Here is a 21,980-nt window from a genome sequence, read left to right on the forward strand (position 1 = left end):
CCGCGCCGGTAGAATTAGCCCACTACATCAAAATGTTTGCTTCAACACCCGCAGAACTCGTTGGCGCCCACGACCGTTGACACCCTCGCTCTATTCCTGTTCATCCGCTGAGAACGAGGCATGTCTCACTCAACTCCTTGCAGCCGAAAAATCGACTTGGTTCACGCACTGATACCAAGAATATGCAAAAGAAATCAATCGGATATGGCGATCCTGGGCTGGAGTCTCATGATCAAGAGATGTCGCTAATGAAAAGTACTCGAGACATAGAGATAAGCCAGCAGCTGATTGGACGCTATGTTCCCGGGTGTCGCGAGTACTGTACCACGGCTCCAACTCTGTCATCTAGTCTTGCTTTATTCAGTGATACTCCGGAATTTAAGGCTGCTATTCAGTCGTTCGGCAGCAGCGTCTCATGCCTGTTCCAGGGATACTCCTCACCTGGAAACGCACATTCGCTTCGGGTTGCCCTTTCTGGGCTTGGAATTGAGGAGATACGGATACTTGCGGTCGATCGACTCTGCTTGCCCAGAATTTACAGCAACCTGGGTGTCGAGATGCCAGAGATGGACTTTATTCAGCATGATGCCTGCGCTTTAGAGAGCATTCTTGATGAAAGAAGGTTTGATCTAGTCATACAGGATTTCACGCTTAACTGTATGCCGCCATCCCAGGCGCCTTCGCTTCTACGCGCGGCGCACGCGTTACTTGGAGCCAAAGGCATCTGCCTGATCAGCGTGTCGTGCGACGCGACAAACAACAGGAGTGCCCCCCTTGAGAGCTTATCCACGGCCTTGACGCGTTGGCCGAACCGATGGAGCGATTCAACTTGGGGGTTATCAGACATGGCCTGGTCGGACCAAGAGTTCAAGCATATGGCTAACCGATTGGCGGGTCGGACGTTTCTCGACGAAATTAACGGATGCGTTCTGCAGATCACCGAGCCTTCTTGTCAGTTCGAGTTCTTCGAGTCTCAAACCAAAGTTATCGCCATGATCGAGAGAGCTGGATTTCATGTGACGGTGGTCCATGCTGGGCTTGCCGTGGATTACAGTGGACTCACCTGTACCCGAGCCAGGATAATCGCGACACCTCTCTGACTGGGATGATTCAGTAGCTGGTGGTGCCAATCGCGAGGAGCGACTTAATCACTGCTGCAAGCGATGCGATGTTTTCATCGGAAAAGAATGTACCATGTGTGCCAGTAATAAAGCGAAGCTCATAGCCTTGCGGGTAAGCCCTTCGCAGAGTGGGCTCTGGATTTTCCTGCTTCAGGAAAGGATTGTGGCTGCTCTCGCGACCGAAGATAAGGCCCACTCTTTGATCATAAGGCCAAATCGAAGGTTGCTCCATCAACAGCAGCAACCGGACTTCGCGGCCGCGTGCGCGCAGAGCCTGTGCTGTTCCCCGGGCGATCGTGGCACCTTGGCAGTTCCCACCGAGCAGGAACGAGCCCTCGGGCTGCCATCGGATCAGTTCTTCACTGTAGATTTCAGCTAGTGCAGCGATGGTTTCTGGGAGGTATTCCATGATCAGATGGCCGGATCGCATCCCAAAGACCGGAAGCTCGTCGCCCAAAGCACCCGCAAGAGCGCGAAACTCTTGATAGCCTTGAAAGCACCAGAACAGTCCGGGCTTGCCCTTATCCATTCCCAGCCTGCGCACAAAACCTGTCTGACGATCGCCCCCGCTAGACCATGCTGCCAGGTAAGTTCGTTGCCGATCAAGTATTCGAGCGGTGACATCAGGCCGGGCTGTACGCATCGATGCCGGATCCGACAGCTGTTGCCGGATCCCCGAGGCCATGCCCTCGACCGTCGAGATTGCCTCGATACTTTGCGCCGATAGCCTGAGGCCAAAAGTCTTCTCTACTGTCAAGACCATCTGCATTGAGGCGAGCGAATCGCCTCCATAGTCAAAGAAGTTGTCACGCGGCGTGAGGTCTGGCCGCTGCAGAGCAGACTGCCAAATCGATAGAAGCCTGCGTTCGACCCCGTCCAGTGACACTGGCCTGTCTTCCCCGGCCCTGTTGTCGGGAGCCAACGAACGCAGTTCCTGACGGAGCAGTTTTCCAGTATCACTCAACGGAAACTCATTAACTCTAGTGATCATCCTTGGCACCATAACTGCCGGCAGTCGCCTGGATAGCTTTTGACGGATTACATCGAAGTCAGTTCCATCTCTAGCAATGACAAATGCTTCCAACGTGATATATCCATCTGCCGTTCGCCTCTGCTGAACAGCGGCGCGTTCAATACCTGGAAAAGCTTCCAGCTCCACTTCGATCTCGACGGGGTCAAGGCGAACCCCATTCACTTTGATCTGATCGTCCATGCGCCCGAGATATTCGATAGAACCATCGGTCATTCGTCTGCCAATATCACCGGTTCGGAAAACTCGGCTTGAAGGAGATTTGCTGAAACGATCTGGTGTGAACCTTGCAGATGTCCGTACCGGATCACCTAAATAGCCTTGAGTAACTCCGGCACCGGCAATGAGGATCTGTCCGGCGTCTCCATCAGCGACAATTCTATCTTGCTCGTCCACCAGGTAAATCGTAGCCCCGCTGATCGGAAAGCCAATGTTGTTGCCTGCCGGTGCGAGCGCCCCATCGAGCAAGCTCGGGCCAAGCAATTCGGCCACGGTGGAAAAGATTGTAGTTTCAGTTGGTCCATAAAGATTGAGGAGCTTATGCAAACCTTTGTGCTCGCATAATTGAGCGATCAGACTCTGTGGAATCACCTCGCCGCCAAGGGAAATCACACGTAGCGCTTCAGGCAAAGGTCGCGACGCTGCGAGACGGGCAATGACCGAGGGTGTTCCACCCAAATTGGTGATGTGCTCAAACTCCCTGGAGCGCAGCAGCCCCGCCAGATCGGCTTCGAGAAGAAGGCAGCCGCCTATGCTGAGCGTAGCGAATATTTGGTGAACACAGGCATCAAAGCTTATCGAGTCAATAAAGGGCGTTAGTGTGAGGTCACTCGGCTGGAAAAGCTCCCGTGTCGAATACTTAATCAACGCACAGACGTTTTCATGGGTAACCCCGACGAGTCGAGGAATTCCTGAAGAGCCCGAAGTAAAGATTGCATAGGCCAAATCGTCACTTCGAACACGGGGGAAGTGCTGGGTGGGTGGTGGGCTTGCTTGTTCAACCTCCAGCCAAAAGCAGGCGCTGTCGATCGTTGGCATCGACGTTGACAGGGATTGATCTGTACCTCGATCCTCAATGACCAGGGCTATACCAACTTGGTGCATAATCTCATTCAGCTTGGTCCTTCGCATGGCAGGATCAAGAGGAATGTAGGCGCAGCCGGCTTTCAATACTCCAAGTAATAGCGCGATGAATCGAGAAGACTTCGCAACCGCCAGAACGACCAGGTTATTCCGCCCTATGCTTCTCTCCAACAGACAGTGGGCTACTCTGTTAGCAAGTTCGAAGATTTCACCGTAGCTCCAGATGCGTCCGGCCTCGATCAGGCAAGGGGCTGCGGGACGAATCCTGACCTGATGCTCAAATCCATCCTGAAGGCGCCGAGCCGGTGGACGTTGGACCGCCTGGGAATCCGCGACTCGGCTCGTGCCCGAGCCACCCCTGGGAATTTCGACAGATTCCAGTGCTTTTGCTATGGCATGGGCACATTGCCGAGCCAGACCCGGCCCAATAGTCACCACTAGGTCCCCCTGCTCTGCCAATTCACCGGCCAGTCTGCAGCCCTCTTCCACCCCCTCTGCTGCCCATGCCTGAGTGCCACTTTCCTGCAGGAGATCTAGTAGCAGTGCCCTGGCATCCGCCACGACAGGCATTTGGCCTGCATGGTCGATTGGGAGAATCACGAGTTCATCAGCATTGCTGAGGGCTCTCACGTATTCCAATGCCAGTCGCGACACCCTGCTGGCCAGCTGCGGCTGGCATACGGTGATGACACGGCCACCCGTGCCCACCGTGTCTCTGGCAACGCGCAACGTGGCGGCGATCTCGGTTGGATGATGGGCAATGTCGTCGTAAACCCTTACCCCTGCGCGATCACCGACGAGCTGCCAGCGACGTGGCAGTGACTGAAACAAGCCAATGTGTTGCGAGGCCCTCGCCGGTTCCACTCCGAAGGCAGAAGCCATCGCGATAGCAGCCAGCGAATTGAGAACATTATGTTGCCCTGCGAGAGGCAGTGAAACCAGGCTCAAGTGTTGGCCATGATAAAAGAGATTGAAGGTTGTTCTACTCTCGTGTCTGGAAACAATCTCAGCTCGCCATGTTGCCATATTGTTGAATCCATAATCCTCCGCTCGCTCACCTAGCTGTTCCCTGAGCGTCTGAAGAGCCGAGTCATCCGCGCACAACAGGATCTTTCCACCCTCTGGCACCCGATTTACAAAATCAGTGAAGGCCTCTTTAAGATCCGCCAGCGAGCCATAGTCGTCGCTGTGTTCATCATCAATATTGGTCACGATGCAATGGCGTGGGTTCCAGAAATCCAGTGCCCGAAAAGCCTCGCAGGATTCATTCACGAAAGGGCCCTGTGGTGACCAGCACGCATTCCTCCCTTGTAGTGATGAGCAGGCTTCGCCGATCATGAAGCCTGGCTGTAGCCCTGCGCGTTCGAGGAGAAAGGCGAGCATTGCTGTTGTGGTGCTCTTCCCATGGCTTCCAGCAACACTGATGACGTCCTGCCCTTCGATCAGCGCTGAGAGTGTCCGCCCGCGGCTGGCGATTGGAAGCCCAAGAGCTCTTGCATGGACCAAGTCGGGATTATGTGTCGGAATCGCCGCGCTGTAAACCACAAGCCCTACGCCACTCAGATCCGATGGCTGGTCCCCGATCGTGATCTGCGCGCCCAGGGCGCTCAGCGTTGCAAACCTGTTATTGGCCGCGATATCGCTGCCGGTAATCCGCCATCCACCTTCAAGCAACAGCCGTGCCAAAGAGCTCATCCCGGCACCAAGAATGCCGACAAGGTGTACAGAGTCAGTCGAGGTCAGAAGATCGGAGATCTTGGCAGATAGGCTATTCAAGTGAGATGTCCTCCTTTTGCCCGTATTCGGCGATCCGGCTGATTTCACCCAGGACACGTTCTCTCCCCCGTTCCATCGTCCACCAGTTGTCCGCCTGAATATCCGCGGGGTGGCGAGGCGGCAGCATCACAAGGCGAACAAACTTAGGAAAATAGTGGCGTGCAGTCATAAAAGCGCGCCGCGAGTGGATTGGCTTACAGCAGATCGCGAGGCTTGAAATGCCCGCCCAGGTCAGCTCATTGGCGATGATCCGTTCAGAGAAAAGGAAATTCTCGCGCGTATTCTGCGCCTCGGATTCGATAAGAATATCCCTTTCGGCCACCCCATCAGCCAACGCCCGATCTCGATAGACGCGCCACTCTGCCGGGCCTGCCTTGGTTGGACCATGCCCTGAAATCAGAATTTTCGGCGTAAGACCAGCGCGATACAATGCAATCGCGGGTTCAACATTGGAAATCGAAGGCGAACCTAGGACAAGAGCGAGATCAACTGGTCCAGGTTCGTCCTCGCAAAAGATGAACTCAGTTATCGCGGTAATTGTTTCCCGGAAATGCATTGATGACCTGCAGCGAATGGCAAAGAACATGATGGCTTGGCTGCCGATTACGTGCCCATAACAATCGTAATAATTATGGCTGCGTTGTCAGGTTGGAGAAGAATTCGTTTCGAGGCGGTTGAATTCCTGCTAGTTGTGGGCCCGGGCATTGAGGTGCTTATTCATGAGGAGTGAGGTCTTGGGCCGGGAGGTGATGCCCCGACCCTGGCTACCTCACACCCTCTTGTCAGCTGAACAACCTGCTGAGACACAACAGCTAGCTTAAGGGTGGAGTCGCCTCCCAGGCCGCAACGCAGTGCCGATCTCATGAATTACCGGAGAGGATATGGGGTAACTCACTGTCTACGCCGCATCGCGACCCGTTCGATCGCCTTCTCGCAGCCCAAGCAAAATTCAGAGGTCTCAACCCTGGTGAGCCTGGATCCCGCCCTGCAGGCATTTCCCTACCGCCTGCTTTGTCATCAGACCGGATGACTTCCGGCACAGGGTCACCGGTCGGCGAGGTGGTCCGCGAGTCATCGCCCGGAGGATCGTCGCTGACGCCGTCAGGCCGGGTTCCGCCCCGGTCGTCGAACTGGTCGTGGCCGGGACCATCGTCGGCCCCATTGCGAGCCAGGGCCGGGTCGGCGCTCCACAGGACACTGCCGAAGCCGAGCACGACACTCAGGAGCAGGACGGTGATCCGGTGAGGCTTCATGGCCGACGCTTTCAGGAGGAGGCCAGAGTGTGAGCGGTTGAGGTCGCCCTGGCCTTCACCGGCATCGAATCGTTACCGGCCAAGGCAGGATGCCGCCACCCGTGGCCCGCCGGCCCCTGTTGTTCTTTCCGCCATGAGAGCGTCACCTTCGGCCCCCTCCGATTCCCCTGACCCGCCGGTCCCCACCGCACCGGCGGCGCCTGCCGCGTCACGGGAGCCCTCGTTGCCCTACATGGTGCTCTGCGGCCTGGCCATGGGCGCCGCCGATGTGGTACCGGGCGTGTCCGGCGGCAGCATGGCCTTCATTCTCGGCATCTACGGCCAGCTGCTTGAGGCCATCGCCGGCTTCGATCTGGGCCTGCTGGCCCTGCTGGCCCTGCTGCGCCGCGGCGACTGGAGCGCCGCCGCGGCGCGGGTGCATCTGGGTTTTCTGGTGCCGCTTCTGGCGGGCCTGGCGGCCTCGGTGCTGCTGCTGGTGCGGCCGATCACCTGGCTGTACGAGTTCCAGCCGGTGCTGCTGTTCGCCTTCTTCTTCGGGCTGATCATCGGCGCGATCCTGCTGATCGCCCGTCACGCCCACTGGGGCTGGCAGGGGCTGGTGGCGATGGCGGCCGGGGTGGCGCTGGCCCTGCTGCTGGTCACCCGCGTGCCCGTCACCATGCCCCACGATCCCTTCACCCTGTTCTGGAGCGGGGCGGTGGCGATCATGGCCATGATCCTGCCGGGTATTTCCGGTTCGTTCCTGCTGCTGGTGCTGGGCCAGTACCAGCACGTGATGGAGGGTGTGAAAGGCCTGGATCCGGCGGTGCTGATCCCCTTCGCCCTCGGTTGCGCCGTGGGCCTGATCAGCTTCGTGCGTCTGCTGCGCTGGCTGCTGCACCACTTCCATGGCCAGGTGGTGGCCCTGCTGGTGGGTTTCATGGCCGGTTCCCTCTGGAAGATCTGGCCCTTCCGCACGGTGCTCGAATCCACCCACAACGCCAAGGGCAAGCTGATCGTGCTGCGGGATGCCCTGGCGGCCCCACCCAGCACCGCCGCATTGATGGTGGCCGCCCTGCTGGCGGCTCTGGGCGTGGCCCTGGTGGTGGGGATCGAGCAGCTGCAGCGGCGGGCGGGTGTTGAGGAGATGGGGGGCTGAACGATGGCAAGGGCCTCGGAGTCTTGGAGTTCGCCGCTTGGCTTTGTGCTGGCGGCCGCCGGCAGCGCGGTGGGCCTGGGCAACCTCTGGGGCTTCGCGTACCGCGCCTCTCAGGGGGGCGGTGGTGCCTTTGTGGTGCTTTATCTGGTGATCGTGCTGGTGGTGTGCCTGCCGGTGCTGGTGGCGGAGATGGTGCTGGGCCGCAGCACCGGCCATGCGCCCCTGATTGCGCCGGTCACCGCCGGAGGCCGCCGCTGGGCCCCCCTGGGCCTGCTGTTTCTGGCCGCGGCGATCGGGATCCTGGCCTTCTACGCGGTGCTGATGGGCTGGACCGGCCGCACCCTGCTGCATGCCCTGCTGGTGGGCCTGCCGGCCGACATGGCGGCCTCGGAATCCTTCTTCGCGCTGATCAGCAGCGGCGGCGGCGCTGTGCTGGGCCTTCTGGTGAGCCTGGCCCTCACCGGCGCCGTGGTGGCGGCCGGGGTGCGGGGCGGCATCGAGCGGCTCAGCCGCTGGGGCATGCCGGCCCTGTTCCTGCTGCTGCTGGGCCTGCTGATCTGGGCCGCCTTCCTGCCGGGTGCCGGCGCCGGCTACCACCAGTTCCTGCTGCGCTGGGATCCGGCCAAGCTGCTCGACCCCACCACGATCCGCAATGCCTTCACCCAGGCCTTCTTCTCGATCGGCACCGGCATCGGCGCGATCCTGGCCTATGCCGCCTACCTGAACCGGCGCAGCGCCCTGGCCATCGAGGCGGTGAGCGTGGTGGGGATGGATACGGCGGTGGGGCTGATGGCCGGATGCGTCACCTTTCCGCTGGTGGCGAGCTTCGGGCTGGGCGAGGTGGTGAGCGGCAGCACGGTGGGCACCCTGTTCATCGCCCTGCCCACGGGTCTGGCTTCGCTTGGAATGGCTGGGCGGCTGGTGGCGGTGCTGTTCTTCGGGCTTGCCTACATCGCCGCGATCACCTCGAGCGTGTCGCTGCTGGAGGTGCCGGTGAGCTCCCTGATCGATGGGCTGGGCTGGAGGCGCCGCGAGGCGGTGTGGAGCTGCGTGGGCCTGGTGGGGGTGCTGGGGCTGCCGCCGGCCCTGAACACCGCTGCCCTGGAGGTGATGGATGCCCTGTTCGGTGGCGTGCTGCTGATCCTCGGCGGCCTGTTGGTGGCCCTGCTGCTCAGCTGGCAGGCGCCGGCACGCTTCCTGGCCGATCTCCAGGGCTGCGCCACGCCGCCGGGCCTGCGCCGCGCGCTCCTGCTCAGTCTGCGCTGGATCTCGGTGCCGGCGATTGCGGTGGGGCTGGGCGTGTCCGTGCTCGACCTGGCGAAGATGTGGCTTGGTTGATGCCCGATCCGATGACCTCCTGGTTGCAGCGCTGGAACTTCATCGAACGGGCCCGGCTGGAGCGGCAGCTCTGGGAAGCCTTTGAACGGGGCGACAACCTCGAGGCGCTGATCGAGGGGTGCGGGCAGGCCGTGGCCGCTGGCGACGCCAGCCGCGCCTTTCAACTGGAGGTCTGGCAGACCACCCTGAAACGGATCCGCAGGATTGAGGCGATGATGGCCGGCCGTGAGCGCCCCTGAGGTTCAGCTCGCCCATGGGTCGACAGCGTCACCGGCCAGGCCGTCCACGGCCACCAGGGTCGCGAGCACGTCCCTGCGGCTGAGGGTGTCGTCGATCACGAGGGCGGCGAGGGTGTTCCCTGTGAAGATTCCCCAGCCGCTGAGTCCCCGGAACCGGGTGTCGTTGTCCACCCGGAGGCTGTCGGGGTCGGCCCCCACCAGCTCGATCCGATCGAAGGGATCCATGGCTTCGATCACATCCACCAGGGAGCGGCTCGATTCCGGAAGGAGGCGGAAGGTGTCGCGGGATCCATCCTTCTGGCCCACGTAGGTGTCGCGGCCGCCCCCGCCGATCAGCAGGTCGGCGCCGCTGCCGCCGTCGAGCACATCCCAGCCCGCACCGCCCTCGAGCCGATCCTCGCCGGATCCACCGATCAGCCAGTCGTTGCCGCGGCGCCCGCGGAGCCGATCCGGGCCGTCGTTGCCGATCAGCACGTCGCCGAAGCCGGACGCAGGGTTGCCGCCAGAGCGGATGTCGCCAGAGCGGTTGCCGCCAGACCGGTTGCCGCCGGTCAGGTCGGAGCCCGCCGCTTCGGCCTCCAGCCGCCGATCCAGGCGGATCGTTCCACTCCAGGAGCTGGTGACGACCTCGAAGGCGGGTTGCCCTTCGGTCTCCGGCTGCCAGATCTGCTGCAGTGCGGCCCGATCGGATCGGCTGAACGTTGTGCTCCAGCCGGCCTCGGCCGGGAGGTAGCTCATCACGGTGGAGGCACTGTCCCAGCGGGGGTCGAAGGGCGCACCGCCGGGATGGGCCAGTCCGAGCACATGGCCGATCTCGTGGACCAGGGTGTTGCGGTCGTAGGCGCTGAGGGGCTGGTTGGGATCGCTGCCGGCTGGGCGGCTGGTGGCTGTCCACTGCAGGATCCAGCCCTGGGCCTGCGGGGTGGCCAGGCCGGCGAACCCGGCTCCTTCGCTGGAGGGGGCATCGACCTGAACGATCACCAGATCGGCGCTGGCGGCCTCCAGCACCAGCTCGAAGTCGAGAGCGATCAGGGGATCGAGCTGAGCGAAGAGGCTGGTGATGACCTCCTGATCCGGGCCGGAGGTGCTGAGGGCGCTGAGCGGCCCGGCTTCGGAGTCGATCGTGGCGGCGGTCGCCTGGATGAACACCCGCAGCACCGGCCGGCCCTGCAGGACGGCCAGGGTGTGATCGCGATTCTGCGGTGAGAGGAGAATGGCCGGAGACGGGATATCGCGCATCGTTTTCGGCCGCGCCGGGGATCAGCGTTGTGGTCTGCCGTTCCCTGGTTCTACCTTGAACAGCCGGTTGCGATCGGGAACGCCCATGAGTTCCATGGATCTGACCGATTCTCAGGGGCAGGCGGATCGCCGAGCCGATCAGCTCCGCCGCAAGGGAAAGGACCTGCTGGTGCAGGGGCAGAGCGAACCTGCCTTCGCCTGTTTCGACGAGGCCTTCGCCCTGGCGCCGGAACGCCTGATCCACCGGCTCAATGCCGCTGCGGCGCATCGAGCCCGGGGCCGGGCGGAGGCGGTGCTGCCCCTGCTGCGCCCCCTGGCACCACGCTTCCGGTCGTCTCTGCAGCCCGCCGGCAGTGATCCATCCGGCGATCCATCCAGCGATCCATCGGGCGATCCCGCCCTGCTGCCCGTGTTCTGGCGCCACCTGGCCGATGCCGAAAGCCAGGCGGGGGAACCGTGCGACGCCGCACGCTGCTGGCTGGAGCTGGTGCGGCTGGAGCCTTCAGCGGAGCGGATCGAAGACGTGCTGCAGGCACTGGGCGGTTGGCTGGATCAGCGCCGTCACCACCGGCAGTGGCCCGACGCGGCCGACCTGCTGCTGAACGGCCTGCGCGATCTCCAGCCGCACCAGCCCTGGATCCAGGGCCTGCAGCCCGATTCGCCGCTCCTGAGGCTGCGGATCCGGCCGGAGCGCCATGGCGAGGCGCCCCTGATCCATGCCCTGCATCGGCAGGGCTTTCCCGATCGCCGCGATGCCCGGCAGGTGGATGTGCTGCGTGCCGCTGGCCAGCTCAGCCTCTCGCTGGTGGCAGAGCTGGAGGGGGAGCTGGTGGGCCATGTGGCGTTCAGCCCCGCCTCCCTGCTGCCGCCCGCTCCCGGGGTGCCTGATCCGTGTGGGATCCAGGGGCTGGCCCTGGCGCCGCTGTCGGTGCGGGAGCCGCTGCGGCGCCAGGGGATCGCCTCGCGGCTGGTGGCCGCTGGCCTTGCCGCTGCAAGGGATCGGGGCTGGGCCTGGGTGGTGCTGATCGGCGGCCTGCACTTCTATGGCCGCTTCGGCTTTGGCCCGGCCTCGGCCTTTGGCCTGCGGGATGCCTACGGCTTCGGGGAGGAGTGCCTGGCCATGGAGCTGCAACCTGGATCCCTGCCGCCGGGCGGCGGCCTGGTGCGCTATAGTCCGCTGCTGGGGCTCTGAGCGCGAGCCCTTCAGCGCACGCGCCGCACGGCATCGAAGCCGCGGTTGAACTGGCTGAAGAAGAGCTGCAGCAGGGTGCGCTGTTCCAGGGTGATCTGGGCCACCACGGCCATGCCGGGTTGCAGCTCGAAGCGCTGGCCCTCGCGCTCGAGGGTCTGGCTGTTCAGCGCCAGGGTGACCGGGAAATGGGGGTGGTCGATCTCCCGGGTGGCGGGCAGGGCGTCCTGACCGACGCGCAGCACCTGGCCTTCAAGCACGCCATAGAGGGAGGGGTCGTAGGCCTCGAGGTTGATGCGGGCCCTCTGGCCGGGCTTCACGTAGGCAAGATCCTTGTTGGCGACGGTCACATCGGCCTGCAGCGTGGAGGTGGGAACCAGCTTGAGCAGCGCTTCGCCGGGGGTCACCACCTGGCCGCTCTGGGCCGTGAGATCGAGCACGGTGCCAGCCACCGGAGCCTGAAGGCTGATCCTGCGGGCCCGGTCGCGCTGCAGCTGCAGATCCCGCTGAAGCTGGGAGCGACTCTCGGCCGACTGAAAGGCGAGGCTGCCCAGGGCACGCTGGGCATCGGCCAGCTCCTGGCGGGTGGTTTCCACCTGCCGCTCCTGTTCGGCCACCTGCACCATCGAACTGCCCCCCTCGCGAGCCAGGGCCTGCAGGGGTCGCAGCACCCGTTCCTCCAGGGCGAGGCGGCGGCCGAGGCTGTCGATCCGCTCCCGCAGCCGCTCCTCCTCGTTGCGCTGCAGATCCCGGTTGCTGCGCAACTGCTGCTGCAGGCTCTGGATCTGGCCCTGGGGCAGAGATCCATCCAGTTGTAGCAGGATCTGGCCGGCCTTCACCTGCTGGCCTTCCCTGACCAGCACCGTGCGCACCACGCCGGGCTCGGCCGAGGCCAGGGGCTGGGTCTGCCGCTGGGGCCGCAGGCTGCCGTTGGCGCTGAGCACCTGATCCACCGGCACCACCGCCACCGCCGCGCCGATGCTGAGGCAGAGCACCGAGAGGCTCCCGGCCAGGATCAGGGTGAGGGTGGGGGTGGGCCGGGTCTCGAGCCGCAGGGCTTCGGCCGGATCGGCGTTGATGGCGCTGGCGGTGCTTGCGGGGGATTGGGGGGTCATTCCTGGAGACTTCCGGGCTCTTCGGCGGCGGCAGGGATGGCGGCAACGGCCAGTTCATGCTGCTGCCGCGCCAGGGCGGCGAAGCTGCCGAGGGCTGCGACCAGCTCGCTCCAGGTGCCGTCTTCGACGATGCGGCCGCTTTCCATCACCAGGATGCGATCGGCCTGGCGCAGGTTGCCGAGCCGGTGGGTCACGAAGAGGAGGGTGCGCTGGCGGAACTGGCGCCGCAGCTGCTGCACCACCCGTTGTTCCGTGTCGGCATCGAGGGCGCTGGTGGCCTCATCGAGAATCACGAGGCTGGGGTTCTGCAGCACCATGCGGGCAATGGCGATGCGCTGCTTCTGGCCGCCGGAGAGGCCGCCGCCCCGCTCCCCCACGCGGCTGAGGTAGCCACCGGGCAGGTCGCTGATGAACTCATGGGCGCAGGCCACCTGGGCGGCCTCCATCACCGCTTCGAGGGGGGCATCGGGCTGGTTGAGGCGCAGGTTGTCGAGCACGGTGCCATCGAACAGGATCGAATCCTGCGGCACGAAGCCGATCTGGCGACGCAGGCTGGCGAGCTGCACCTGGGCGATGTCGATGCCGTCGATGAAGATGCGGCCCTCGATCGGCCGGTACAGGGCATCGATCAGCTGCACCACCGTGCTCTTGCCGCTGCCGCTCAGCCCCACCAGGCCCACGAAGCTGCCGGCCTCGATCTCCAGATCGAGCTGGTCGAGCTGGCGGCGGTTGTCGAGGCCGTAGCCGAAGCTCACCTTGCGGAAGCGGATGGCGCCCTCGATCCGGGGCAGGGGCATCTCCTGCATGCCTTCGGCCTCCTCAGGCGGCTGGCCGATCACATCGGCCACGGCGGCCATGGCGGCTCTGGCATCGCGGTACTGGTCCCAGAGGCGCGAGAGGTTCACCAGGGGCCCGGTCACACCAGACGAGAGCAGATACACGGCGAAGATCGCGCCGACCGACGCCTGGCCGTCGAGGGCCAGCACCGCCGCCACCAGAAAGAGGGTCATCTTGCCGATGTTGAGCACCGTGGCGGAGCTCTCCTTGACCAGCGAACGGTTCCGGGAGAGCTGGTAATCGGCGGCGGCGTAGGAGCGCTGGCGCTGCAGCCATTCCCAGCGGGCCTCGGAGGCGAAGTTCTGGCTCTTGACGGTGCGGATGGCGCTGAGCACCTCCACCAGCCAGCCCATGGAGCGGCTCCAGGCGGCATTGCGGCGGGTGAGCTGCCGTTCGCTGAGCCGGCCGCCGAGCTGGTTGAGCAGGATCAGCAGGGGCACCTGGGCGAGCACCACCCAGGCCAGCACCGGTTGCAGCAGAAACAGGATGGCCAGCAGGATGGGGATGAACACCACATCGATCACCGAACCGATGGCGGTATCGGTGAGGAACTGACGCACCTGCTGGAGATCGTGCAGGCGGCTGGCGAGATCGCCCACGGTGCGCCGATCGAAGAAGCGCAGCGGCAGGCGGAAGAGATGGCCCACCACCTGGCTGCCGAGGTTGGTGTCGATCCGGTCGGCCAGATCGGCCAGCAGCAACTCGCGCAGCACCCCCAGCACCCCCAGCACCACGGCGGTGACGCCCAGCACCAGGGCGATCGGGGCGAGCAGGGAGCTGTTGCCGCTGCCCACCACCAGATCGACGATCTGGAGGGTGGCGAGCGGAAAGATCAGCTCCAGCAGCTTCTGGGTGAAGCCGGTGAGCAGCACCACCGCGAGGCGGCCGCGGTAAGGCCGCAGGGCCTCGGCGAACCAGGCCAGATCGAAGCGGCTGGCGCGGGCGTCGACCACGGCGCCGGTGGGCTGGCGCACCAGCATCAGCTCCAGGCCTTCGGGCCAGAGCCGCCGCAGCTCGGGCAGGGAGAGCGTCAGCAGCCCTTCGCTGGGATCGGCGAGGCTCCAGCCCTTGGGGCCGGCGGCTTCCAGCAGGGCGAAATGTCCGTTGCGCTCCAGCACCGCCGGGGCCTCGAGCCGGTGGAAGTGGCTGGGGGGGCAGGCCAGGGGCCGGGCCTCCAGGCCGATCGATTCCACCAGCTGGCCGATGTGCTGCAGGGTCACCCCACCGAGGCGCTGCTCGCAGTCTTCGAGGGCGAGGCGGAGGCTGTCGAGCGGCACCGGGAACCGCTGCAGCTGGCCGAGCCGCCGCAGACAGACCAGCGCCGTGGCGGGGCGACCCTGCACGCGGGGGCCGATACGACCGGCAGAGGGGCGGTCTCGGACCGGAAGGCCGAGGGCGGCGGGATCGGGCGGATCGGGCAGGGGCGGGGCTTCCGCAATGGTGGCGCCACCAGGCTCTCGATCGCGGTGGCCCCGACCGTTTGATCCAGGCGCTGCTGCCGATCTGGCCTCGGGAGGTGTGGCTGGGGGCTCCGCCCAGGCGCGCTCCAGGCTGAGCAGCCGCTGCCGATCGGGGGCACCACTCCAGATCCAGAGCCGATCCGGGCTGCGGCCCTGCGGATCGGCGATCTCCCGGGCGCTGGCCAGGCGGGCCCGCTGCGGATCGGTGGTGGGCAGGCGATCCAGCAGCTGCTGGGACGCCTCGAGGTTGCCGCGGGGATGGTCGTGCCACCAGCGCAGCAGAGCTTCCGCCAGTTCGGCGGTGGCGGGCACGGCGCAGTGCTCCTGCAGTTCGGGCAGGTCATGGTGGAGCTGCAGAAACCGCTGGGCCGGGATGGCTCGCACCTGGGTGGGTTCCATGGCGATCAGGGTTTCGCACGGTTCCCCCCGCAACAGGCTGGCCCAGCCCACCAGGGAGCCGGGGCCGAGGCGATCCACGGTGAAGGAGCCCTCGAGGGGATCGTGGGCGAGAAGACGGGCGCGACCGGAGAGGATCAGCAGCACCTGGTGGGGCAGCTGGTCGCAGCGCAGCAGAAAGCGGCCGGTGGGATAGGCCTGCGGTTCCGTGTCTTGCTGCAGCCGCTGCCGGAGTGCGGGTGGCAGGGACATCTCAATCCGGCAGGGGAATGGCGATGGCAGGGCCGGCGGCTTTCGGCTGTGCGGTCACTTCCGGACCGGCTGCCGCCGCGGCCTCCAGCTGCGGCAGGGCGCTGCGGCAGCGCTGCTGCAGCCAGTCGTTGAACAGGGTGTGTTCCAGGCGGCGCTGGGTGGCTGGATCCAGCGAGGCCGGCAGCCGTTGCTCCAGCTGCACGATCAGCAGCTCGCCCTTCGCGATCGAGAAGGGGCTCTGGGGCACCCCAGGGCGGCTGATTCTGAGCCGATCCGCCAGCTGGGGCTGCAGCGAGCCCAGGGGAGTGGGTCCGATGCGGCTGCTGCGCACCGCAGCGGCGGGATGGCCGAACAGCGACCCATCGAGGCCCGGCCGGGCCGGATCGAGTTCGTTGGCCAGGAGGCGGAAATAGATCTCCTGGGCCAGCTCGGACCCCAGTTCCGAGTCGTCAAGCCGGATCAGGCAGAACACCACCTGATCGAGGTTCTGGCGAGCTTCGCGCAGGTAGAGGCTCACGGCGCTCTGGTGGAACCAGCGGTGCTGCAGGGTTTCGAGGCAGGGATGCAGCTGCTGGAGCTCCTGGCGGATGCGTTGGGCCAGCCAGTCTTCCAGCAGGCCGGTGCGCTGCAGTTCGATCAGCGCTGCGGCGGGCGGCAGGGTGATCTCCAGCCGGGTCGACGCGTCGGTTTCGAGGGCGGCGCTGCTCAAGCGGTGAGACTGGCTCCGATGGGTTCTCAGATGAAATCGATCGCGTCTTTGGTGATTTTGCTCCCGTCGAAGGTTGAGACAATGAACCGGCTTTTCTTGTTGGCACTGATCCGGATTCTGTCGGTGCCGATCCCATTGACCTTCTTGGCTTTGATGTCCAAGGCAAGGGTGTCCTCGTTGGAATTGAAATTCTCGATCTCGATCTTGGAACCGTTTTGCTTCAGGGCCTGCTTGGTGATCGACACTTCATCGTTCCCTTCGCCAAGACTCAAGTAAGACGTGGTTGCGATATTATTGGGGTTCTCGGAGTAGGCCGTCACGACAAAGGCATCGTTGCCGTCATTGCCGTAGATCACATTGCTGAGCGTAGTGGTGAGAATGGCATCGTCACCCTGAGACAGGTTGTAGTTGGAATTGAATTCGCTTTCGGTGTAGGTCGTGAATCCACTCACCAGCAACTTGGCATTGGGATTGCCCTCCTGCACCGCCAGGAAGAAGCGTGCAAAATCCGCTTGGAACTCTTCGGGAATGTCCGGCAGGGTGATCAGCGCCTCCGGATCGATCGGCGCGTTGGAGAAATTGATCAAAATTCCGCCGACCTGGCGATTGATCAGGGCCAGGATGAAATCGCCGATCGGAACTGGATTGCCATTGGGATCAAGAACGCTGACCACCGCAAAATTTCCGCCGGTGGCATCGATGCGATTATTGACTGTGATGTCGTAGGTGAGCCCCTCCACGGTCTGGGCAATCGCCTGGCCCGGCAGCAGGGCGTTGGGGCTGAGGATCGAGATGACCTCCAGTTCGTTCGCGGGGGGGAAGCTCACAACCTTCGATCCTGACACTGCATTGTTACCTATCCTCTGCCGTGGTAATGCTGATGTCAATATCAGTGTTCGTCCCGAAACGGTGGGCCCATCCAGCCGCGCCTTGATTTTCAATGGCGCTGAGCCTCACCCGACCCGATGGAGGCTGAGCGTCTGGACTCTGATCGCCGCCGCTCCCTGCTGGCGCAGGTGTCTGCCCTTCAGATGGCCGGCACCCCGGAGCAGGCCGACCGCCTGTTGCGGCAGGCCCTGGCGCAGGACCCCGGGGATGCGGTTCTGGCAGCGGCCCTGGGCCGGCTGCTCTCGGCCCAGGGCCGCTGGCGGGGCGCGGCCGAGGGTTTCGCGCTGGCGGCGCTCGCGGAGCCGGGGCGTGGCGGTTCGGCCCGACTGGCCTGGCAGGCCCAGCATCAGGCGGCTGTTCAGGGCCAGCAGCTGCGCCATGGCCTCAGCCGCGCGAGCTATCACCACTGGATCCTTCAGCATGAGTCGCGGTTGGGGGACAGCCTGATCCCCCTGAACCAGGAGTGGTGGCTGCCCCATCCGCCCGGGGATGGCCCAGCGGCCTGGGTGGCCCTGCATGCCGCCGTGGGCTCTCTGCCGGTGGCGCCGCAGGTGCAGGATCCGGCCGCCTGGCCGCCCCAGGGCTGGTTGGTGCTGCTGGCACCGGAGGCACGCTTGCGCCGCGGCGCTCTCCAGAGCCTCGAGCACTGGTTGTCCACCCAGCCCGCCGAGCGGCTGCCCCATGGGATCTACACCGATGAGGATCGGCTCGATGCGGCCGGGGAGCGCCTCGATCCCTGGTTCAAGCCGGCCTGGGTGGAAGACAGCTTCTGGAGCACCCCGTGGCTGGACACCTTCTCCTGCTGGAATCTGGCCTGGCTGCGCCACAGCCGGCTGCCGCTGCCGCCGCTGGATCCTGAGGCGCGCTTCGCCTGGCTGCTGGAGGTGCTGGAGCAGAGCCCGAGGCTGGGCCACGTGCCCCAGGTGCTGGTCCATCGCACACCGGAGGCTGCGGTGGCAGCCAGCCAGCCGCAGCGGCAGCAGCAGCGGGCCCAGGCGCTGCAGAACCACCTGCAGCGCCTGGGGGAAGCGGTGGAGCTGGTGGAGCCCCACCCGCAGCTGGCGGGGGCGTTCCGGCTGCAATGGCCCGTGCCCGCCGGTCTGGGTTGCAGTGTGATCGTGCCCAGCCGGGATCGCGCCGACCTGCTGGAGCCGTGCCTCCGCTCGGTGGAGCGGGCCTTGCAGCGGCAGGCGGGCCGGCTGGAGGGCGAGATCCTGGTGGTGGACAACGGCTCGGTCGAACCGGCCACCGCCGAGCTGCTGGAGCAGTGGCAGCAGCGCCTGGGGGATCGGTTCCAGGTGCTGCGGATCGACGAACCGTTCAACTGGAGCCGCCTCAACAACGCCGCCGCCGCCGCGAGCCGGGGCGAGCTGCTGCTGTTCCTCAACAACGATGTGGCCTGCCGCCCTGACGACCCCCAGCAGGGGGGCTGCCGTCAGAACGACGACTGGCTGGGGCGGATGGCGGCCCAGGCGGTGCGGCCCAGGGTGGGCGGCGTGGGTGCCCTGCTGCTCTACGACGACGGCACCCTGCAGCACGGCGGCGTGGTGGTGGGCATGCACGGTGTGGCGGATCACGCCTACCGCTACCTGCCGCCCGATCACACGGTGCACCGGGGCCGCAGCCGCTGCCACACGGCCTGGGGGGCCGTCACGGGGGGGTGTCTGATGGTGCGGCGGGAGTTGTTCGCCCTGGTGGGGGGATTTGACCAGGGGCTGCCGGTGGAGGGCAACGATGTGGACTTCTGCCTGCGGCTGGGCCTGCTGGGCTACCGGCATGTGATCGACCCGGCGGTGCTGCTCACCCACAGCGAGAGCCAGAGCCGCGATCCCCACGCCAGCACCACGGCGGAGGCGGCCTATGGCCTGATGCGGGGCCGCTGGCTGGCCCGGCTTGGCGTGGCCACGCCCTGGTGGCCGGAGGCCTGTTCCCGCGACCATGCCGATGGCCGGCCCCGGGGGCTTGAGTTCCTGCTGTGACGCAGCTGGCTGCTGCCGACCTGATCGAGCGGTTGCGGGAGGCCCCCTGGTTCGACGGACCCGGCTATCTGGAGTGCCAGGCGGATGTGGCCGCCACCGGACGCGATGCCGCTGAGCACTACGTTCGGCACGGCTGGCGGGAGGGCCGCGAGCCGGCAGGCTGTCCGGCCCTGGCCACGGTGCAGCACACGCCGGCCGCCTTGGAGGCCCTCGAGCAGATCCTCTGGCCGACCTGGTATGCCGACCAGCTCGCTGCAGAGGATCGCCCCGGGGAGGGGGAGGTGCTGCTCCATGCCCTGCGGCTGGGGTGCCTGGTGGGGCTGGATCCCCATCCGTTGTTCTCAGGCCAGCACTATGCCCACTCCAATCCGGATGTGGTGGCGGCCGCCATGCCGCCGCTGCTGCACTACCTGCTCAGCGGCGGCCGTGAGGGTCGCCCCTGCCACTGGCTGATCGATGCCGCCTTTCTGGGCGGCCAGGGCCTGGCGGCTGGTGCCATCCCCCTGGCGGACTTTCTGCGGCGCTACCGGGCGGGCGAGGCGTTGCAGCCCAATCCCAGCCAGCCGCTGGAGCCCCCGGATCCGGCCGGCCCGGAGGCGCGCCAGCGGCAGTTGCTCGCCTATGGCCGTGCCCATCCCGAGGGCCGCCATCCGCTGCTGCAGCGGGCCCGCGACCCCGTGCGCCTGCTGGACCTCGAGCAGCTCGAGCAGGAGTGGCCGCCGGAGCCGACGGCGCCGCTGCCCCGCCGAGCTGGCCGTGCCGCTGCTGCCCAGGTGATCGCCTTCTACCTGCCCCAGTTCCATCGCATCCCGGAGAACGATGCCTGGTGGGGCGACGGGTTCACCGACTGGACCAACGCCCTGACGGCGCAGCCCTTCTACCCGGGCCAGCTGCAGCCCCATCGCCCCCACGCCGATCTGGGCGCCTACGACCTGGCTGATCCGGCCGTGATGGCGCGCCAGGTGGCGTTGGCCCACCGCTATGGCATCAGCGCCTTCTGCTTTCACCATTACTGGTTTGATGGTCGGCCGCTGCTGGAGCGGCCGCTGCAGCAGTGGCTGGAGCATCCCGAGCTGGATCTGGGTTTCTGCCTCTGCTGGGCGAATGAAACCTGGTCGCGCCGCTGGGATGGCAGCCCGGAGGAGGTGCTGATCGCCCAGACCTACCCGCCGGACTATGTGGAGCGCCTGGCGGCATCGCTGCTGCCGGCCCTGCGGGACCGCCGCTACCTGCGCTGGGGTGGGGCGCCGGTGCTGCTGGTGTACCGACCGGGCGATCTGCCCGACCCGGCCGATTTCGCCCGGCGGCTGCGGCGGGCCCTGGCGGCGGCGGGTCTGGAGCCGCTGCAGCTGCTGAGCGTGTGGAGCTTCGATCGGCAGGATCCCGCCACGATCGGTTTCGATGGCGCGGTTCAGTTCGCTCCCCTGCAGATCCCCACCCCGAACCTGGCGCTGGAGCTGCCGCTGCAGCTGGCGCCGGCTGAGGAGTCTGTTGAAGAGCTCCACAAGGAGCTGCGGATCTATGGCTACCCGGAGGCGATCCGGCACGATCTGGCCGAACTGGCGGAGGAGCGGGGCTTTCCTCTCTATGGCGGTGCCTGTCCCTCCTGGGACAACACGGCTCGCCGGGGGCGCCGCAGTGTGTCGTGGCTCGGGGCCACACCGGCCCGCTTCGAGCGCTGGCTGCGGCTGGCGCGCCTGCGGATGCAGGAGCAGGCCGGCCAGGGTCGGCTGGCGGCGGCGGCCCTGTTCGTGAATGCCTGGAATGAATGGGGCGAGGGGTGCCACCTGGAGCCGGATCAGCACTGGGGCTCCGGCTGGCTGGAGGCGGTGCAGCGGGCCGTGACGCCCCGGCTGGGGGGGCTGGTGCTGCTGGGCCACGATGCCTGCAATGCCGGCGCCCAGCGCACCCTGCTCTGCTGGCTGGCGGAACTGCGGCGGGCGCTGCCGCAGCTGGAGATCCAGGTGCTTGTCCTGGGGGGCGGCGAGCTGCTGGCCTCCTGCGATGCCCTGGCACCCACGCGGGTGGTGGCGCCTTCGACCCTGGCCAGGGTGCTGGACAGCTTCGCGGCCCGGCAGCGGGGCTGGGCCGTTCTGGCCCAGTCGCTGCTGAGCCTGCCGCCGCTGCTGGAGGCCCTGGCGGCGCTGGCGCCGGAGCGGGCGCCGGCGTTCCGCGGCCTGTTCGTGCATGAGCTGCCCGGCCTGATCGCGTCTCTGGGGCTGGAGCCGGCCCTGCACCAGGCGGCTGCAGACTTCGATCTGGTGGTGTGCCCGTCGCCGCTGGTGGCCGCGGCGATGCCGGCGGACCTGGCACCGCGGCGGCTGCTGGTGGTGCCTCCCCGCGATCAGCGGTGCTGGTTGCAGCGGCCCGAGACCTTCCTGGCCTCCCCTCCCCGCCTGGCGGAGGGGGCGTTCCTGCTGCTGGGCTGCGGACGCGAGGCCGGCGCGCTGGCGCGTTTCCTGGCGGTGTGGCGGCCGCTGCGTCAGCAGTGGCCGGCGGCCGAGGCCCTCTGGGTGGGGCCTCTGGCGCCGGGCGGCGCCATCGAGGGGCTGCACTGGCGACCGCAGCTGGCGATCGATGCGGCTCTGGCGCGGAGCGATGCCTTTCTGCTGTGCAGTGCGGGCGAAAGCTACGGGCTGGTGGCCGCTGCGGCGGTGCGGCAGGCGGTGCCACTGATCAGCTTCGGCCAGCCGCTGGGCCTGCGCGACTGGCTGCCGGGCTATCCCGAGCGCTGCCGGGTGCAGGGCCCGGCCGAGGCGGTGGCCCTGCTGCTGGAGCTGGCGGCGGCCGGGGCGGCGGCCGGGGCTCTGCGGCAGGCCCTGGCGGAGCAGGCCCGTCTGTTCAGCGCCCGCGAGGATCAGGCCTGGCGGGAGGGCGTGGCGGCTGTTGTGGAGCGGCTGGGGCTGGCGCTCGGCGGCGCCGGAGCTGCTGCATAGGG

Annotated in this window: 14 protein-coding genes; 7 read left to right on the top strand and 7 right to left on the bottom strand. The window is 65.9% G+C overall.

The features are described from left to right. Positions 1–182 precede the first annotated feature (182 nt). Positions 183–1,100: a class I SAM-dependent methyltransferase gene (locus H8F26_RS13515; protein WP_197154720.1), complete on the top strand. Its 918-nt coding sequence runs from the start codon at positions 183–185 to the stop codon at positions 1,098–1,100. Positions 1,101–1,110: 10 nt separating this feature from the next. Here H8F26_RS13515 and murC read toward each other — a convergent pair whose 3' ends face one another. Further along, complete coding sequence (gene murC, locus H8F26_RS13520; RefSeq protein ID WP_197154722.1) at positions 1,111–5,010, bottom strand: UDP-N-acetylmuramate--L-alanine ligase; 3,900 nt, start codon at positions 5,008–5,010, stop codon at positions 1,111–1,113. Then, the gene (locus tag H8F26_RS13525; RefSeq protein WP_197154724.1) at positions 5,003–5,596 is read right to left on the bottom strand and encodes a YdcF family protein; all 594 of its coding nucleotides are present in this window, start codon (positions 5,594–5,596) and stop codon (positions 5,003–5,005) included. The genes murC and H8F26_RS13525 overlap by 8 nt, the downstream gene beginning before the upstream one ends. Positions 5,597–6,396: 800 nt before the next feature. On the opposite strand from H8F26_RS13525, the gene H8F26_RS13530 reads away from it, so the two are divergent. Genes H8F26_RS13530 through H8F26_RS13540 form a run of 3 tightly spaced genes read left to right on the top strand, consistent with a single transcriptional unit; the run spans position 6,397 to position 8,978 of the window. Continuing rightward, entirely contained in the window at positions 6,397–7,401 is a 1,005-nt protein-coding gene (locus H8F26_RS13530; protein ID WP_231605208.1) for a DUF368 domain-containing protein, read from the top strand. Between the two features lie 3 nt (positions 7,402–7,404). Then, positions 7,405–8,739 carry a sodium-dependent transporter gene (locus H8F26_RS13535; RefSeq protein WP_197154726.1) on the top strand — a complete coding sequence of 445 codons (1,335 nt, stop codon included), beginning with the start codon at positions 7,405–7,407 and terminating at the stop codon, positions 8,737–8,739. Continuing rightward, positions 8,739–8,978: a hypothetical protein gene (locus H8F26_RS13540; RefSeq protein WP_231605209.1), complete on the top strand. Its 240-nt coding sequence runs from the start codon at positions 8,739–8,741 to the stop codon at positions 8,976–8,978. The genes H8F26_RS13535 and H8F26_RS13540 overlap by 1 nt, the downstream gene beginning before the upstream one ends. A gap of 3 nt (positions 8,979–8,981) precedes the next feature. Here H8F26_RS13540 and H8F26_RS13545 read toward each other — a convergent pair whose 3' ends face one another. After that, on the bottom strand, positions 8,982–10,217 hold the full coding sequence (locus H8F26_RS13545; RefSeq protein ID WP_197154727.1) for a hypothetical protein: 1,236 nt from the start codon (positions 10,215–10,217) through the stop codon (positions 8,982–8,984). 94 nt (positions 10,218–10,311) lie between these two features. Between H8F26_RS13545 and H8F26_RS13550 the strand changes: the two genes are divergently transcribed. Then, complete coding sequence (locus H8F26_RS13550) at positions 10,312–11,409, top strand: GNAT family N-acetyltransferase (protein ID WP_197154729.1); 1,098 nt, start codon at positions 10,312–10,314, stop codon at positions 11,407–11,409. Positions 11,410–11,420: 11 nt separating this feature from the next. On the opposite strand, the gene H8F26_RS13555 is transcribed toward H8F26_RS13550, so the two are convergent. From H8F26_RS13555 to H8F26_RS13570, 4 genes are read right to left on the bottom strand one after another with little or no spacing between them, the layout of a single operon-like run. Next, complete coding sequence (locus tag H8F26_RS13555) at positions 11,421–12,521, bottom strand: HlyD family secretion protein (protein ID WP_197154731.1); 1,101 nt, start codon at positions 12,519–12,521, stop codon at positions 11,421–11,423. After that, positions 12,518–15,466: a peptidase domain-containing ABC transporter gene (locus tag H8F26_RS13560; protein WP_197154732.1), complete on the bottom strand. Its 2,949-nt coding sequence runs from the start codon at positions 15,464–15,466 to the stop codon at positions 12,518–12,520. Before H8F26_RS13560 ends, H8F26_RS13555 begins: the two co-directional genes overlap by 4 nt. A 1-nt stretch (position 15,467) precedes the next feature. Continuing rightward, complete coding sequence (locus H8F26_RS13565) at positions 15,468–16,175, bottom strand: hypothetical protein (protein ID WP_197154734.1); 708 nt, start codon at positions 16,173–16,175, stop codon at positions 15,468–15,470. A 26-nt stretch (positions 16,176–16,201) separates the two neighbouring features. After that, entirely contained in the window at positions 16,202–17,116 is a 915-nt protein-coding gene (locus H8F26_RS13570) for a hypothetical protein (protein WP_197154735.1), read from the bottom strand. A gap of 24 nt (positions 17,117–17,140) precedes the next feature. Between H8F26_RS13570 and H8F26_RS13575 the strand changes: the two genes are divergently transcribed. Together H8F26_RS13575 and H8F26_RS13580 are read left to right on the top strand one after the other, a co-directional pair. Further along, positions 17,141–19,042, top strand: coding sequence for a glycosyltransferase (locus tag H8F26_RS13575; protein ID WP_197154737.1), 1,902 nt, complete (start codon positions 17,141–17,143; stop codon positions 19,040–19,042). Then, complete coding sequence (locus H8F26_RS13580; protein WP_197154739.1) at positions 19,039–21,978, top strand: glycoside hydrolase family 99-like domain-containing protein; 2,940 nt, start codon at positions 19,039–19,041, stop codon at positions 21,976–21,978. Before H8F26_RS13575 ends, H8F26_RS13580 begins: the two co-directional genes overlap by 4 nt. Positions 21,979–21,980 lie beyond the last annotated feature (2 nt).

Source organism: Synechococcus sp. CBW1006, assembly GCF_015840525.1.
GTDB lineage: Bacteria > Cyanobacteriota > Cyanobacteriia > PCC-6307 > Cyanobiaceae > CBW1002.

What these genes read in the sequence shown, in the direction of transcription:
- H8F26_RS13515 (WP_197154720.1), top strand. Translation starts at nt 183, where the DNA reads ATGCAAAAGAAATCAATCGGATATGGCGATCCTGGGCTGGAGTCTCAT.
- H8F26_RS13530 (WP_231605208.1), top strand. Translation starts at nt 6,397, where the DNA reads ATGAGAGCGTCACCTTCGGCCCCCTCCGATTCCCCTGACCCGCCGGTC.
- H8F26_RS13575 (WP_197154737.1), top strand. Translation starts at nt 17,141, where the DNA reads ATGGAGGCTGAGCGTCTGGACTCTGATCGCCGCCGCTCCCTGCTGGCG.
- H8F26_RS13545 (WP_197154727.1), bottom strand. Translation starts at nt 10,217, where the DNA reads ATGCGCGATATCCCGTCTCCGGCCATTCTCCTCTCACCGCAGAATCGC.
- H8F26_RS13540 (WP_231605209.1), top strand. Translation starts at nt 8,739, where the DNA reads ATGCCCGATCCGATGACCTCCTGGTTGCAGCGCTGGAACTTCATCGAA.
- H8F26_RS13535 (WP_197154726.1), top strand. Translation starts at nt 7,405, where the DNA reads ATGGCAAGGGCCTCGGAGTCTTGGAGTTCGCCGCTTGGCTTTGTGCTG.
- H8F26_RS13555 (WP_197154731.1), bottom strand. Translation starts at nt 12,521, where the DNA reads ATGACCCCCCAATCCCCCGCAAGCACCGCCAGCGCCATCAACGCCGAT.
- H8F26_RS13525 (WP_197154724.1), bottom strand. Translation starts at nt 5,596, where the DNA reads ATGTTCTTTGCCATTCGCTGCAGGTCATCAATGCATTTCCGGGAAACA.
- H8F26_RS13550 (WP_197154729.1), top strand. Translation starts at nt 10,312, where the DNA reads ATGGATCTGACCGATTCTCAGGGGCAGGCGGATCGCCGAGCCGATCAG.
- H8F26_RS13560 (WP_197154732.1), bottom strand. Translation starts at nt 15,466, where the DNA reads ATGTCCCTGCCACCCGCACTCCGGCAGCGGCTGCAGCAAGACACGGAA.